At 62.6% G+C, this 15206-nt stretch carries 12 protein-coding genes; 5 read left to right on the top strand and 7 right to left on the bottom strand.

Annotated features, from left to right (window positions below):
* Positions 1-15: 15 nt before the first annotated feature.
* Entirely contained in the window at positions 16-348 is a 333-nt protein-coding gene (locus tag AC1VON_RS19000; protein WP_056562293.1) for a lipid-A-disaccharide synthase N-terminal domain-containing protein, read from the bottom strand.
* A complete protein-coding gene (locus AC1VON_RS18995; protein ID WP_172350824.1) occupies positions 341-1075 on the bottom strand; it encodes a glycosyltransferase family 2 protein in 735 nt (244 codons plus the stop codon). The genes AC1VON_RS19000 and AC1VON_RS18995 overlap by 8 nt, the downstream gene beginning before the upstream one ends.
* 381 nt (positions 1076-1456) lie before the next feature.
* Here AC1VON_RS18995 and tyrS point away from each other — a divergent pair, with 381 nt between their 5' ends.
* On the top strand, positions 1457-2710 hold the full coding sequence (gene tyrS, locus AC1VON_RS18990; RefSeq protein WP_483124521.1) for a tyrosine--tRNA ligase: 1254 nt from the start codon (positions 1457-1459) through the stop codon (positions 2708-2710).
* 130 nt (positions 2711-2840) lie between these two features.
* Here tyrS and AC1VON_RS18985 read toward each other — a convergent pair whose 3' ends face one another.
* Complete coding sequence (locus AC1VON_RS18985) at positions 2841-6221, bottom strand: hypothetical protein (RefSeq protein ID WP_483124520.1); 3381 nt, start codon at positions 6219-6221, stop codon at positions 2841-2843.
* Between the two features lie 95 nt (positions 6222-6316).
* Here AC1VON_RS18985 and AC1VON_RS18980 point away from each other — a divergent pair, with 95 nt between their 5' ends.
* Positions 6317-6784, top strand: coding sequence for a peroxiredoxin (locus AC1VON_RS18980; protein ID WP_483124519.1), 468 nt, complete (start codon positions 6317-6319; stop codon positions 6782-6784).
* A 31-nt stretch (positions 6785-6815) separates the two neighbouring features.
* On the opposite strand, the gene AC1VON_RS18975 is transcribed toward AC1VON_RS18980, so the two are convergent.
* Together AC1VON_RS18975 and AC1VON_RS18970 are read right to left on the bottom strand one after the other, a co-directional pair.
* The gene (locus tag AC1VON_RS18975; protein WP_483124518.1) at positions 6816-7958 is read right to left on the bottom strand and encodes a GNAT family N-acetyltransferase; all 1143 of its coding nucleotides are present in this window, start codon (positions 7956-7958) and stop codon (positions 6816-6818) included.
* The gene (locus AC1VON_RS18970; protein ID WP_172352991.1) at positions 7955-8950 is read right to left on the bottom strand and encodes a sterol desaturase family protein; all 996 of its coding nucleotides are present in this window, start codon (positions 8948-8950) and stop codon (positions 7955-7957) included. Before AC1VON_RS18970 ends, AC1VON_RS18975 begins: the two co-directional genes overlap by 4 nt.
* A 303-nt stretch (positions 8951-9253) precedes the next feature.
* Between AC1VON_RS18970 and AC1VON_RS18965 the strand changes: the two genes are divergently transcribed.
* Positions 9254-10558, top strand: a complete 1305-nt coding sequence (locus tag AC1VON_RS18965; protein WP_483124517.1) for a M23 family metallopeptidase — start codon at positions 9254-9256, stop codon at positions 10556-10558.
* A 67-nt stretch (positions 10559-10625) separates the two neighbouring features.
* Here the strand turns inward: AC1VON_RS18965 and AC1VON_RS18960 are convergent, their stop codons facing one another.
* Both AC1VON_RS18960 and AC1VON_RS18955 read right to left on the bottom strand, forming a co-directional pair.
* Entirely contained in the window at positions 10626-11864 is a 1239-nt protein-coding gene (locus tag AC1VON_RS18960; protein ID WP_483124516.1) for a M20 metallopeptidase family protein, read from the bottom strand.
* Positions 11851-13029, bottom strand: a complete 1179-nt coding sequence (locus AC1VON_RS18955) for a M24 family metallopeptidase (RefSeq protein ID WP_483124515.1) — start codon at positions 13027-13029, stop codon at positions 11851-11853. The genes AC1VON_RS18960 and AC1VON_RS18955 overlap by 14 nt, the downstream gene beginning before the upstream one ends.
* Before the next feature lie 215 nt (positions 13030-13244).
* On the opposite strand from AC1VON_RS18955, the gene AC1VON_RS18950 reads away from it, so the two are divergent.
* Entirely contained in the window at positions 13245-14411 is a 1167-nt protein-coding gene (locus tag AC1VON_RS18950; protein ID WP_483124514.1) for an ROK family transcriptional regulator, read from the top strand.
* Positions 14408-15172 (top strand): ATP-binding cassette domain-containing protein, encoded by a 765-nt coding sequence (locus tag AC1VON_RS18945; protein ID WP_483124513.1) that lies wholly within the window; start codon positions 14408-14410, stop codon positions 15170-15172. The genes AC1VON_RS18950 and AC1VON_RS18945 overlap by 4 nt, the downstream gene beginning before the upstream one ends.
* Positions 15173-15206 lie beyond the last annotated feature (34 nt).

The following is a 15206-nucleotide window of genomic DNA, read 5'->3' as shown; positions in this document are numbered from 1 at the left end:
GATGTGACAGGCCGCTCAATCGACCTTGGTCATCGCCGCCTTGCGCTCATTGGCGATCAGCCAGAGATTCCTGATGTAGATGAACATGCCCATGGCCTGGCCGGCGATGAACACCGGATCCTGGCGCTGGATGGCATAGATCAGAAGCAGGCCGCCGCCGAACAGGGAGAAGAACCAGAAGGCCACCGGGACCACGCTGCGCTTGGCCTTTTCCGAGGCGAGCCATTGCACGACGAAGCGCATGGTGAAGAAGAACTGGGCAATGAAGCCGAGCAGGACCCACGCATCGAATTGCTTGATGAAAACCTGGTGAAGCCACGTCGCCAGTTCCTGAAGCACGTTAAACACGCTTGATTTCCTCTACTTTTGGCATTCTGCGGCGCCTGCGGCGCAGCCACCAGACACCGCCGAGATCGAGCGCGCCCTGCAGGCCGCGGTCGAAAATGCCGTAGTTCGACTTGCCGTGCCGGCGCGAGCGGTCGACGACGTCGCAATGCACCACGCGATAGCCCTCCTGGATGACCAGAGCGGGGACGAAGCGGTGCGTGCCGTCGAAAAACGGCAGCTTGCGCAGGATGTCCGTATGGACAGCCTTCAGGCCGCAGCCGGTATCGCGCGTCTCATCATGCAGGATGGCGTTTCTCAGCCAGTTGGCGAAGCGCGACGCCAGTTGCTTGACCTTGCTGTCGCGGCGCTTGAGGCGCTGCCCCTGGGCGGCGCCGAAATCGGGGCCGGCCTGCCGCAAGGCGTCCACCAGCACGGGGATGTATTGCGGATCGTTCTGGCCGTCACCATCGATCGTGGCGACGATGCTGCCGCGCGCCGCCCAGGCGCCCGAACGCACTGAAAGGCTCTGGCCGGCGGATTTCTGGTGCCGCAATTCCCGTACCGGAAAGGAGCGAAGCGTCGCCTGCTCGGTCAGCACGGCAGCCGTCTCGTCGGTCGAGCCGTCGTTGACGATGATCAGTTCGAAGTCGCGCCCGGCCATCGCCGTCTCGATCTCGTCGATCAGCAGCGGCAGGTTTGCCGCCTCGTTCCTGCAAGGAATGACGATGGATATCAATGCGTCCGGCATGTCGCGTCGGGGCTCTGTCGTCGGATATGGCATTCCTGGATGCCGTGCGGTGCCGCTCGAGGTCGTGGGACTGCAAGAACCTTTGGCGCGGCGCCTCATTACGCCAGCCGAAACGATGAAGCAAGCATTGGTGCCGGACGGCCCGTTCCGCTGTTTCAACAACCGGTGATCATCAGGACATCTTGTGGTCCTTCGCGCGCAGGCGATCTGCCGCGCGATCGAACGCAAAACCGGATTCCACTTTTGCTGATCGCGAACCCTTGGTTGCCGCGCGATCGGACGCAAAACCGGATTCCACTTTTGCTGATCGCGCTTGGATGCTAAACGCGCCCGTTCACATACGCCGCGCCGGACCGGGCGGACGCTTTCGGGAAAGAAACCATGCCTGCCTTCAAATCCGATTTCCTGCGCACGATGAGCGAGCGCGGCTTCATCCACCAGATTTCGGATGAGACCGGCCTCGACCAGCTTTTCGCCAAGGAAACGGTCACCGCCTATGTCGGCTACGACGCCACCGCCACCAGCTTGCATATCGGCAATTTGATCTCCGCGACCATGCTCTACTGGCTGCAGGAGACCGGGCACCGGCCGATCGCACTGATGGGCGGCGGCACGTCGATGATCGGCGACCCGTCCTTCCGTGACGACCAGCGCAGCCTTTTGACACCCGAGGCGATCGCCACCAACATCGAGGGCATCAAGCGCATCTTCGGCCGCATCCTGCGTTTCGGCGACGGCCCGAACGACGCCATCATGGTCAACAATGCGGACTGGCTGATGAAACTCAACTATGTCGAGTTCCTGCGCGATGTCGGCCGGCATTTTTCCGTCAACCGCATGCTGACCTTCGACAGCGTCAAGCTGCGGCTCGACCGCGAGCAATCGCTGTCGTTCCTCGAATTCAATTACATGATCCTGCAGGGCTATGATTTCGTCGAACTCGCCCGGCGCCAGAACTGCCGCCTGCAGATGGGTGGATCGGACCAGTGGGGCAACATCATCAACGGCGTCGATCTCGGCCATCGCATGGGTACGCCCCAACTCTACGCGCTGACCACGCCGCTGCTCACGACATCGTCCGGCGCCAAGATGGGCAAATCGGCAAAAGGTGCGGTGTGGCTCAACGGCGACCTCTTCTCGCCCTATGATTTCTGGCAGTACTGGCGCAACACCGAGGACGCCGATGTCGAGCGCTTCCTGAAGATATTCACCCGCCTGCCCCTCGATGAGATCGCACGGCTGGCCGCACTCGGCGGCTCCGAGATCAACGAGGCCAAGAAGGTGCTGGCGACGGAGACGACGGCGATCGTCCATGGCCGCGAGGCGGCACAGCAGGCCGAGGAAACCGCGCGAAAAACCTTCGAGGAAGGGGCGCTCGCCGATACGTTGCCGACCGTCGGGGCCGACAAGGCAGCGCTGGAGGCCGGCGTCGGCATCCTGTCGCTGCTGGTCACGGCTGGACTGGCATCGTCCAATGGCGAGGCGCGGAGGCACATCCAGGGCGGTGCGGTTCGCATCAACGACCAGTCGGTCACCGATGATCGCCGCATGGTCACGCTTCAGGATCTGAGTCCGGAAAACGTCGTAAAGCTTTCACTCGGCAAGAAAAAACACGTTCTGGTGCGGCCGGCCTGAGGCCGCCTGGAAGCGTTCACCATCTCACGGAAACGGTGAACGGCCCTAACTATTTGTTTTGAGGCATTCCCAACGGAAAGCGCTAAGCGCTTTTCCCGGAAAAACCGTTTCACACTTATCCTAGAATACTCTAGCGATACTCGAAGATCGACCGGAATATGCCCGGCGCGATCACGGATAGCGGGTTGACGTCGAGCATCGGCTTGTTGGCATTGCCCCTGAGCCGGTAGGTGACGCCGATCAGGCCGCGATCGCGGCCGTTACCGAGAAGCGCGCCAACGATGGGCAGTTCGCCGAAGATGCGGTTGAGCCCATAGACCGGCATGAAGGTGCCCGTCATATCCATATTGTTGTTCTGGTCGTAGAGGATGCCCTGGAACGTCGTGCCGATGCGGGGTCCGCGCAGCACGCCATTGGCCAGCTTCAGATAGCCACTGCCTTTGTCGATCTCGGCGTAGCCGCGCTCGAACTTGACCCGCGACGTGTCGAGATTGCCCTTGACCGCCTGATTGAGGCTGCGGTTGTCGCCGGCCGGCGTGGTCGAGACGATTGAGGCCAGTTTCGGCTCGTTGACGATGAAGAAGCTGCTGGTATCGACCTTGCCCTTCATCGGCCCGTCGCCTGCCCCCGTCAGCGCCAAGGTGATCGACCCGCCTTCCATATGCTCGTAGATGTTGAGAAATCTCAGGATAGCGCCGGCATCCGCCGACTGCACGTTGAGCGAGCGCCGACCATCGCCGGCGGTGTTGCTGACTGCTATGGCTGCGCCCGAACTGGCCGTGGCGCTGACCTTCAGGCCGTTCACCCTTGAACCGGCCGCGCTGTAGTCCAGCTTCAGGTTGGACAGTTGTTCGTCGTGGAAACCGGTGAGCTGCTCGACGTCGGCGCTGACGGAAATGTTGTCTGTCCCCGTGGTCTTGGTTGCGGTGTCCACATCCGACATGAACTGCTTGATGAGCGAGCGAGCGTCGAGCGCATTGCCATTGATGTCGACCGCGTAGCCCTTGCCCGACCGCTTCACCGAAATCGCGACATCGTCACCCCTGTTTAAGGTGACCTTGCTGAATTTTGCCGACGACAGGGCGCCGTTGACCAGCACGATGCTGCCGTCGATGGAGAATGTTTTGCCATCGAGGTTGAAATCGGACAGTGTCGTGGTGTCACCGGACTTGGTCATGACGAAGGTGACACTGGCTGGAACCCCTGCCCCCTTGCTCCAGCCAGCCCAGGGAATGTCCAGCCTGGCATTGGTCAGGTCGGCCGATACATTCTGATTGCCGTTGCCGCTCTTGTCGATCGCGACTTTCACCGTTCCGCCCAGCATCGGCGTTAGGCCGGGCATGGCGGCGGCACGGATCTTGTCGTCAAGCACCAGGGCCACTTTGCGGCTGCGCGGCGGCCCATCATCCGCCAGCGGCTCGACGAGGTCGAGTTCGGCCGGAATGTTGTTCAGCGAGGCCTTGGCGGAAATCACCGCCTTTACAGGGTCGACCGTGATCGAGCCGTCGGCATCGGTGACGGTCTGTCCCTCGAACGGCTTGGCCAGCGACAGGCCGGTGTAGTCGAGGGACACCAGCCAGTCGAGCTTCGAGGTGTCGACGCCGGACTGCAACGGAATGTCGGCCCTGACATGGCCGGCAACGCTGCCGGACAGGTCCGCCGGCAGGAAGCCGACATGGCGCATGGCGTTGATCGGTTCGTAGGAGGCGAGTTCCGCGACAGCCGACGCCTCTCCCTCCACGTCAATGTCGAGTGCGCCGATGACCGGCGGGTGGTTCGCCGCCTTGACCGACAGTGTGCCGTTGCTGGCCGCCACGGTGCGGCCGCTGGGCATGAAGACGGTGCCCGATGAGAGCGAAATGTCGACGTCGTTGCCGTGGAAGGCGACGACGCCGACCGCGTCGCGTATCGGCGGAATGCGGCCGGCCGTGTCGAAGCGCGCCCCCTCGATCTGGAAGCGGCCGAACACTTCGTCGGCCGAAAGCGGAACGCCGTTGCCAAGGCGATCCGGCACCACCTGGAACTGAAGATTGGCATCGACGACGCGGCCGCCGAACAGATTGTCCAGCACCCAGAGCCGCGCGTTGCGGGCCGAAAACCACGGCCACAGCTGCTTGACGTGCGAGACCGGCATGTCATGGACGTTGAGCGCCAGATTGATACCGGGGGCCTTGCCGTCAACGAATTTCACGGCCGCGGTGCCAAGCACCTCGCCGGAAGCGTCGGACCGAACCGCGATCTGCTCGGCCACCAGTTCATGGCTCTTGGTCCGATAGACCCCGGCAATGCGGGCGACGAACGCCAGCGCGGGCTCGGGCGATTCCGATGGCGCCAGGGTCGAACCGTCGCTGGTCAGGTCATAACGATAGGAGGGTTCCTCGCCCACCGCTCCTGTCGCCGGCTTTGGCCCTATCGAGCCGCCGAAATTGAAAGAAGACCGACCGGTTTTCAGGAGCAGCCTGTCGACCTGGATCTTGTTGCTGCCATTGACAAGCGTGGCATCGACATCGATGTCGGCCGGCAGCAAGCCGCGCGTGCCAAGATCAAGGACGGACCCAGCGGACGAGATCGCGGCTGTCAGCCGCGATGCATTCGCGCCGGATCCTTCCGATCCTGTCAGCTTCAATGCGACCGCACCCAGCCTCCCAGCGCCGGCCGCGCTATTGTCGGCAGCCGCCAGCTCGATGTTCGCGGTCAGCGACGTCACGCGGTGCGCCGCGATATCGCGGGTTGCGGAAGCGGCAAGGGTAACCTTTCTGCCGTCGACATTCGCCTCGGAGGAAAACTCCATACCGCCCGGGCCCGATTGTACGACGGTGGCGTCGGTGATGGTGACCAGCTTGATCGCCCCGGCTTCGGGCAATACGAATTCGACGTTGCTGAGATCGATCCGGCGCAGCGAATCTTCCCGCACGGCGTCGAGCGCCTGATGGATGTTGCCGAACACCGCGTCGGACAGTTTCTCCGGGTCGACGAGGCCATCCTCATTGCGCAAGCCGGCTGTCCAGTCACCGCCTGACGGCATCGCGGCCGTGACGATGCGCGCGTCGGAGATCCTGGCGCTGGTCAGGCGCACCTCCCCCCACAGCAGCGGTACCAGGCGCATGCCGAAGCGAACACGGCCGGCATCCGCCATCGGCTTGCCATCCGATGTCTTCAGGCTGACGTCGCTGACCTGAAGCGCGACGAAACTCGAACTGTCGAGCGTGATGCGCGCCGGCCCGACGGCGACATGGACATCGACGCCGGCAAGTCTCTCGATGGCGACCTCGGCTTCCGTCCGAAGCCGCTCGGAGCCGATGCCGGATGCCCCGACCAGATAGACGACGACTGCTGCCAGCAACACGAGGCTGACAACGCCGGCGAACACGCGCGAAAGGATGCGGAAGCCGCGGCCGATGGACGCCTGACCGAGCGGCGGCACGCGGCACGCGGACGGCAATGCCCCCAGGTCGGTGATTTCATCCCGCCTGAACCTGATCTTCTCGTGCTGCGGTTGCTCCTGATCCACGCCATCTTCCGTTGTACGAATTCGCTCGTGGACGAATCCCCGCTCGACACTATATCGGTGTGGCTTCGCGTGTAACCTCAAACAAGGGCATCGATATGGCTGACCTCGACGTGGGCGATCTTGCGCCGCAATTCGACCTGCCGCGAGATGGCGGCGGTTCGCTCAGCCTCGCCGCGTCGGCCGGCAAACCCGTGGTGCTCTACTTCTATCCGCAGGACGACACCACAAGCTGCACGCAGGAGGCGATCAGCTTTTCACAGCTGAAGCCGGATTTCGAGAAGGCCGGTGCCGTCGTGATCGGCCTGTCGCCCGATCCCGTCAAGAAGCATGACAAGTTCAAGTCGAAATACAATCTCACCATCGATCTCGCCGCCGACGAGGAACGCAAGGTGATCGAAGCCTACCATCTCTGGGTCGAGAAATCGATGTATGGCCGCAAATACATGGGCGTCGAGCGCGCGACGTTCCTGATCGGCCGAGACGGGCGGATCGTCAGGATCTGGCGCAAGGTCCGGGTCAAGGGCCATGCCGAGGAAGTGCTGGAAGCCGTTCGCGCGCTTTGATAGCGCAATGCCAGGTTCACACGAGCCGGCCTTACTCGTCGGATGTTTCCGCCTTCGGCTGCCGCCGCGCCCGCCAGGATTTCGCAACATGGTTCGCATGATCGGCCAGCATGGCGAGATGGCCGCGCAGACCGCGAGCGCCCATCATCGACCACAGCGTGACTGATTGCGTGGCGAAGCGGCGCTTGAAGTCCTCGCCACCGCAGAGAAAATCAACCTTGGCCAAGCCGCGGTCGAGCGACCACTGGATATAGTCCATCATCAGTACCATGCCCGGCGAGGCGCGCTCGTATTCGGGATCGTAGGTGGTGACGAAAGCCATCATCGTGCCGTGCTGCTCGAAATTGATAGAGACGGCGATAATCGTGCCGTCAAGCTCCAGCACGAAGATGCGCAACAGCCCGAGTTCGGCCAGCACGGAAACAAGCGCGGCGAGAACGGGCGAGCCCTCGTCGAACAGGTCCGAGACGCGGCCATGCCGGGCGAGCCAGAGGCGCTTCAGCGCCGCAACCCGCGCGAGCACAGGCTCACGCGGCTCGTCCGCATCCAGCAGGCGGAAACGCAATTCCCCGCCTTCCTCCATGAACTTGCGGCCACGACGGTAATTCTGCCGGGCCTTCTTGGACAGCGTCTCGAACCATTTCGCCCCACCCTGCCAGGAACCGGCGACACGGTAGCTGGTTTCACTGCGGTGGTTGGGCCGTAGCGCCTTGCCATGGCGCGAGGCCGGGTCCAGCAGAGCACGGACACCGGCATCCGGCAGCAGACGGTTGAGATAGATCAGGTCGAAGCCACCCTGATCAAGAACATACTGCCAGAGCCGGGAAAACGCCTGCGAATCACAGTCGGGGGCAAGCAGCGCGTCGCCATAGTCACTGTGATCCTTTGCTGCCCATTCGAGCATGCGGATGCCGGAGCGCTTGAAAGTGGCGAGTGCAATCACGCCATCGAGCCGGTCGCCATTCCAGGCCAGTCCGATCCTGAGCGTGCGCAGTTCCTGCTGCGGGGTCGTGCGCCACCAGGCCGCGATCCATTCCGGGTGCTGGAAGACCAGCCCGCCGACGCGCCGCCAAAGTGCGCTCCAGGCCGGCGTGATCTCGGCCAGCCGCTCCGCCGATGTCACGACTTCGAAGGTGCGTGTCCGCGGGATGGCGAGCACGAAAGGAGCGTTCATGGCCGTGTCCCTTCTGATGATCGTGAGGTCCGTGGTTTTCCAGGCCGCATGCGCCTGGCGATATGCCTCCACATCCGCTTCAGCGGCATGACATAGAGGCCGGCGAGCGACTGATAATCGCGCACATCGCGGTCGATCAGTCCGAACTTGAAGTCCTCGTCGGGCTTCGGCACGCACAATGTTCCAAACAGCCGGTCCCAGAACGAGAACAGCAGGCCGAAATTCTTGTCGTAGTGGCGTGGATCGGTGCTGTGATGCAACTGGTGCCAATGGGGACACAGGATCACATTGTTGAGCCGGCCGAACGAGATCTTGAAATGCGTGTGCCTGACGAAATCCATCATCAGGATGTTGCGCATGACATAGACGTTCACGCCAAAGACGGTCAGTTCGACAAGGTTCAGTGAGATCAGCGACCAGATGCCGAAGCAGACGCCGACGATGAGGCCGTCCCAAGCCCGATTCATCAGCTCGTCGAGCGGGTGGACCCGATCCTTGGTGATCCCGACCATCACCTCGGCCGAGTGATGCACCTTGTGCAACTCCCAAAGCAGCGGATAGCGATGCTGGGCGACGTGATAGAGATAATAGGAAATGTCGTAGGCAAGCAGCATGGTGATGGTGAAGATCAGCACCGTCACCGGCCCTGCTGGCCCCTCGACCAGAGGCGGCTGGAACTGGAAGAGTGTCGAAAACAGCCAGTTGGTCGCGTAGCCAACCGCGGTGACGAAGACAATGCCGGCAGGCAGCATCAGGAAGGGCATCAGGGCCTTCTTCGTCACCCAGAACAGCAGATCGGCCTTCGCCGAGGGATGGGTGATGACCTCGTGCGGAATGACGAACTCGAAAAACTCCTTCCAGCTCTTATTCTCGACCGTGCGCCAATAGGCCACGAGCGCGCTGACAAAGGCAGTCAGCAGCAAAAGCCCCGTCGCCAGCAGACCAGTGCCCGAAATCTTGTCGAGGATCTTGCCAACCAGATCGCTCAGCATTCCCACAGCCATAATGAATCCCAAATCCCAGCACGCTTTACTCGAAAACCGTCAATTAAAAGCAATCGAAGACAGTTAAGAAACTACCCCTAAGGCGCGAGCGAAAATCGCTTCTCCCGCCCGGCACATTGGTGTCGATTGCCAGGGATTTCGCGACACCGGGGGCTCAACTTGGCGGTTCTCATGCAACCTCCCGCCCGCTCCGCGTGCATTCGTTGCCGCGCGTTCAATCCGGCAAAGCTTTGTTAACCTTAATAATGTGTAGTCAGGGTGTCGTGATGTCGTAAACGAAAGCTTGGTCCCGTGAACGCAACCGGTCAGTCCGCAGTCTTCGGCAGGCGCAAGGAACCTCACACGATCATCATCGCGCGCGGCAACGAGATCAGGCATTTCACGATCCGGCCCTGGCTCGCGGCATTCATCGGTTCAGCACTCGCCGCTATTGCCATCGGCTACCTCCTGGCCACATCCTATCTCGTGCTGCGCGACGACCTGATCGGCGCCACCACCGCGCGCCAGGCGCGCATGCAGCAGGCCTATGAAGACCGCATCTCGGCACTTCGCGCCCAGGTCGACCGCATCACCAGCCGCCAGTTGCTCGACCAGCAACTGATGGAAACCAAGGTCAGCGAACTGCTTGAACGCCAGACACAGCTCAGCCAGCGGCACGGCCGTCTCGGCCCGCTGCTCGAACGCGCTGAGAATGAGGCCGGGACGGAGCCCGCCGAAGATCCCGCAGCAGCCGTCAAGCCGGACAAGCACGCACAGGTGACCGGCAGTATCAGCCAGCCTGCGCAGAACTACGCGGTCGCCAGCCTGGGCGTGGACCTGGGTGCCGCCGACACCAGACCGTTCTCCTTGTGGTCGACCCGAACCGATCCACTGCCCAGCGATTCCGCCGCGGATCGCGCGGACAAGCTGTTCGTTTCAATCAACCAGTCGCTCAAGTCCATCGAAAACGAACAACTCACGCGCATCAGCACGCTCGCCGACAATGCCTACAAGAGCGCGGATGCCATTCAGCAGGCGCTGGCGGCGGCAGGGCTGCCGGTCGACAGCGATTTCGGCAAGAACGAGAGCGATGTCGGCGGCCCGCTGATCCCACTCGACAGTTCGATGATCTTCGACAGCAAGGTCAAGGAACTGGACGAAGCCCTGGATACGCTTGACCAATTAAAGAAGGAAGCGCGCCGGCTGCCGCTTGCCAACCCCGCCCCTGGCCACTCCGTCACCAGTCCGTTCGGCGTGCGCACGGATCCTATTCTCGGCACCGCCGCGCTGCACTCGGGAATGGACTTCAGGGCTCCCATCGGCATGCCGGCCAAGGTCACGGCGCCCGGCATTGTCACGAAGGCCGGCTGGAACGGGGGCTATGGCCGCATGGTGGAGGTCGACCACGGCAATGGTTTTGCGACCCGCTACGGACATCTGAGCGAAATCGATGTGACCGTGGGTGAGAAACTGGACGCCGGCGCCATCATCGGCAAGACCGGCAGCAGCGGCCGCTCGACCGGCCCGCATCTGCACTACGAAGTGCGCCACAATGGCGAAGCGATCGATCCCCTGCGCTTCCTCACGGTCGGCAAGAAGGTCGCCCAGTATCTCTGAGGCGCGCAAGCCCGGGTTGGTAGGGCTCTCGTGCAAACCATGCATGAACCGGTCTTGGATCGCCTGATCAGTCTGTGCTTCCTGGCTGTATCGACAGAAATCGGGTTGCCGCCGAAATCAGAGTGGCCGCACCAATCTTCAAGGCGGCCTCGTCGACCCGAAACCGGGGATGGTGCAGCGGAAAGACCGATTCGACCTGCTCGTTGCGAATCCCAAGCCGGAAATAGACCGACGGGCGCTTCTCGCTGTAGTAGCCAAAATCGTCGGCAATGGTCCATCCGGGCGTGTTGAGAACATTGTCGGCGCCGATGCAGGCCTTGCCGCTGGCGGCAATCAGTTCGGCCATTTCGCCGTCGTTGACGACCCCAGGCTCGCCCTTGTGTATGGCGAGTTCCACACTGGCGCCGTGGCTCGCCGCCATGCCCTCGAGGATTTCGCGAACACGCCGCCAGGCCCGCTCGCGGGTTGCATCGCTGCCGCTGCGGATGGTCCCTTTCAAGGTGACCTTGCCGGCGATCACATTGTAGGCGCTGCCGCCGTTGATACCGGTGACGGAAATGACCAGGGGATCGTAGGGATCAATCTCGCGCGAGACGATCTTCTGCAATTCACTCACCATGGAGCAGGCCACGGCGATCGCATCGATGCCCTCATAGGGCTTTGCCGCATGGGCCGCCTCACCGATGACGTCGGCGTCGAACGTATCGCACGCCAGCGTGTAGGGACCCGAGCGGACCGCGATCTTGCCTGATGGCGTATACGGATCGACGTGAAGGCAGATCGCGGCGTCGATATCGTCGAGCAGCCCCTCCTCCACCACACGTTTGCCGCCCGAGGGCAAGTCCTCCTCGGCCGGTTGGAAAATGAGACGCACGGTGCCGCCAAAATCGGCCCTTGATTTATGGAGGTGCGCGGCAACCGCGAAGCCCATCGATGCGTGGGCGTCGTGGCCGCACGCATGCATCACGCCGGGATTTGTCGAGGCATAATCGACGCCGGACTCTTCTTCGATCGGCAAGGCATCGATATCGGCGCGAATGGCAATCTTTCGATTTGACGGTTTGCCGGTGCCGACAATATCGACGGCCAGGCCAAAGCCCGCGACATCGCGAATATCGGTCATTCCCTCGCCGGCCAGCTTCTGCCTGAGATAACGCTGCGTGTCGGCCTCGCGGTTCGACAGTTCGGGATTGCGGTGCAAATGGCGCCGTATCTCGATCATGCGATCGAGAAGCCCGGCGTCGATATCGACCGCGCCGGGACCGGCAACATCGCCTGCCATGGCCGAGCCCTCAGGATCTGACATGGATCTCTCGCGGGAACTTCGTCAGGGTCTCATGGCCGTTTTCGGTTACCAGGATGGTCTCGGAGACCTCGATGCCCCAGCCATCCATCCACATGCCGAGGATGGAATGAAGGACGTTGCCGGGTTGAAGTACCGTCTTGTCGCCGGGCCTGAGGCTGATCGTGTGCTCGCCCCAATCCGGCGGATAGGCAACGCCGATGGAATAGCCGATACGCGATTCCTTCTTCAGTCCGTAGCGCTGGATGACCTTGCGCCACGCACCCTCGACCGCTTCGGCAGATGTTCCCGGCCTGACCGCATCGAGAACCGCGTCCATGCCCTCGATCACCGCCTTCGCCGTGTCCGAGACACGCGTCGGCGTCTTGCCGAGTTGCATCGTTCTTGCCAGCCCGGCCGCATAGCGGCGGCAGACGCCGGCCAGCTCCAGCGCAATCGTCTCGTTATCTCCAAACCGCCTGTCGCTCCACATGATGTGCGGGGCCGAGGCATTCTCGCCGCCGAGGATTGTCGGCGGAAGGGCGGTGATGTCGCCCGCGAAATCCGGGCTGCCGGCGATCTGCGCCGCCTGGATGGCAGCAATGGCATCGCATTCGCGCACACCAGGCGCGATCACCTCGAAGGCCCGCGCGACGGCCGCCTCGGCCAGGGTCGATGCCTTGCGCAGATAAGCGATCTCGGGTGCCGATTTGACCGCGCGGATCCAGTTCACCAGAAGGTCGGCATCGTGCCATTTGGCGTTGGGAAGGCCGGCGACGAGCCTGGCATGTGCCTTTGGCGAGAAATAATAGGCTTCGAGTTCAACGCCGATATGTCTGACACCCCATCCCTTGGCGGCGATCCAGTTCGCGATCCAGTCCATGGGATGGCGATCGGCACGCTGGACATGATCTTCCGGGAAGCCAACCACGTTCTCGGGCTTCATCCATGCCGTCAGAAGACCACCAGCCGCATCCATGGCGCGGCCGATCCAGACCGGCTCGACCTCCTCCAAGGGAACCAGCACCACCTGCGGCGTGTAGAATGACCAGCCATCATAGCCGGTGATGTAATGCTGGTTGGCAACGTCGTTGACGACAAGAAGCTCGAGACCGCGCCTCGCCATCTCGGTGCGGATCTTGCGAAGCCGCTGCTGGTACTCGTCGCGGGCAAACGGCAGTTCGATCATCTTTGCTCCATACTCTGTTCAACGGTTGCGAGGCTCCACCATTGAAGCGTTTTGCCGTGACGGCAATCGGCCAAGGGCGACAGGTGAACAGGTCCTAGGCCGATACGACCTACGTCCCCTCGGGAGCTTGGGATGCTGCTTCAATTTTATTTTTGAATTCCATTTGACTGAATAAATCTTTGGTGCGAACCTCGCGTCAACCGAGGGCGCAAGGCATGGCATTGCGGGGGACCAATCAGGAGTTCGGGCGGCCGTACAACCGGCGCATCGTGCTTGAGTCCATCCGCCTTCATGGACCGATAGCCCGTGGCGAAATCGCCAACCGCGTCGGGCTTACGGTCCAAACGGTCTCGACCATCGTTCGTGAATTGGAAGAGCAGGGCTACATCCTCTCGGTGCGCGAAGAGCCGAAGGGGCGCGGCCTGCCCCCTGCGACGCTGCGGATCAATCCCGAGGGCGGCTATGCCGTCGGCATCCACATCACCCCGCTCGGCATCAATGCGGCCTTGATCAATCTGCGTGGCGACGTGATCGAGAGCACCTATCGCGAGGCCCCGAACGCGACGCCGGACCATGCCTTCGACCTCATCGGCGCGATGGTGATCGAATTGATCAGGTTGCGGGCCGGAGGACGGGTGCTTGGAGTCGGCCTGGCCCTGCCCGGCCCATTCGGCGTCGAATCCATGAGTTTTGTCGGCCCGACCACCATGACCGGCTGGAAGGATGTGGCGCTGCGCGAGCGGCTGGCGGCCTCGACCGGGCTGCCGGCCTTCTTCGAAACCGACATGGCGGCGGCGGCCATGGGCGAGCGGCTCTACGGCCTCGGCGCTCAATTCTCTGAATATTACTACCTCTATTTCGGCGTCGGCCTTGGCGGCGTCATGGTTCACGACGGCAGCCCGCTGCGTGGCGCCTGGGGAAATGCCGGCGAGGTCGGGCACATTCCCGTCGTTCCCGGCGGCGAGGCCTGCCCCTGCGGCAACCGGGGCTGTCTCGAAAGATACCTCTCGCTCGAGGCGCTCCGGCGCTGGAACGGCGGCGAGGCCGATTGGGTCGCGGAAGTCGCACCGATCTTTCACAATGCCATTGCCGTCATCGAGAATCTCTTCGACCCCGAAACGGTCATCCTCGGCGGGCTGGCATCCACTGACCTGCTTGAACGGCTGGCTGGCTCGACCGACGGTCTCCACAATTCCGTCTCCGCGCGCAAGGACCGCACGACGCCCCGGGTCATGGTCGCACGCGGCGGGCAACATTCGGTATTGCGCGGTGCCGCCGCCCTCGCTGTTTCCGGAGTGCTGTCGCCCCGCTTCGGCCAGATGTTCACGGCCGAGCGCGAACGCGGCCGCGATCTCCTCGCGGCCAAGGAGATCGCCGCATGAGCGAACCGCTGCTGGTACTCGACAACGTCACCAAGAACTACGGCGCGATCGAAGCGCTCAAGGGGATCAGTTTCTCCATCGACAAGGGCGAGGTCGTGGCGCTGCTCGGCGATAACGGCGCCGGCAAATCGACGCTCGTCAAGATCATCGCCGGCGGGCTGGAGCCGACCTCCGGCCGCATGCTGTTCGAGGGCAAGGAGTTTCTTGCCAGATCGCCGGCCGAGGCGAAGGCGGCGGGCATCGAAACCGTCTACCAGGACCTGTCGCTGTGCACCAATGTCGACGTGGTGGCGAATTTCTTCATGGGCCGTGAGATCACCAGGAAGGTCCTGGGCATTCCCGTGCTCGACGAGCGCGCCATGGAGGCCGTCGTCGCGAAGGCGCTGGCCAGCGCCGGCACCCGCATTCCATCACTGCGCACCAACGTCGAGCATCTCTCGGGCGGCCAGCGCCAGGCCATCGAACTCAACCGGTTCGTGCATTGGGGCGGCAAGCTGGTGCTTCTCGACGAGCCGTTCGCCGCCCTTGGCGTCGAGCAGACGCGGCGCGGCCTCGACATGATCCGCCAGGTGGCGAGCCAGGGCATCGGCGTCGTCATCATCACCCATATCATGCAGCAGGCTTTTCAGGTCGCCGACCGGATCGTGGTGATCCGCCAAGGTATCGTGGCCGGCGATGTCGCCAGAAACAAAACAAGTCCCGATGCGGTGATCAACATGATCACCGGCGAGACGCTTGCCGGTGCCGGACCGGCTGGCTGAGGGACAAAAGAGGGGTCCGGCTCAACAGGAGCGA

This window comes from Mesorhizobium sp. HAY1-8B (assembly GCF_056868045.1).
The sequence above is the reverse complement of the archived record's forward strand: the minus strand, read 5'-3'. Positions and strand labels throughout refer to the sequence as shown.

Bases quoted from the DNA above. Each gene is read 5' to 3' on its own strand.
- AC1VON_RS18960 (WP_483124516.1), bottom strand. From the start codon at position 11,864: ATGTCAGATCCTGAGGGCTCGGCCATGGCAGGCGATGTTGCCGGTCCC.
- AC1VON_RS18980 (WP_483124519.1), top strand. From the start codon at position 6,317: ATGGCTGACCTCGACGTGGGCGATCTTGCGCCGCAATTCGACCTGCCG.
- tyrS (WP_483124521.1), top strand. From the start codon at position 1,457: ATGCCTGCCTTCAAATCCGATTTCCTGCGCACGATGAGCGAGCGCGGC.
- AC1VON_RS18945 (WP_483124513.1), top strand. From the start codon at position 14,408: ATGAGCGAACCGCTGCTGGTACTCGACAACGTCACCAAGAACTACGGC.
- AC1VON_RS18955 (WP_483124515.1), bottom strand. From the start codon at position 13,029: ATGATCGAACTGCCGTTTGCCCGCGACGAGTACCAGCAGCGGCTTCGC.
- AC1VON_RS18970 (WP_172352991.1), bottom strand. From the start codon at position 8,950: ATGCTGAGCGATCTGGTTGGCAAGATCCTCGACAAGATTTCGGGCACT.
- AC1VON_RS18975 (WP_483124518.1), bottom strand. From the start codon at position 7,958: ATGAACGCTCCTTTCGTGCTCGCCATCCCGCGGACACGCACCTTCGAA.
- AC1VON_RS18950 (WP_483124514.1), top strand. From the start codon at position 13,245: ATGGCATTGCGGGGGACCAATCAGGAGTTCGGGCGGCCGTACAACCGG.
- AC1VON_RS18995 (WP_172350824.1), bottom strand. From the start codon at position 1,075: ATGCCGGACGCATTGATATCCATCGTCATTCCTTGCAGGAACGAGGCG.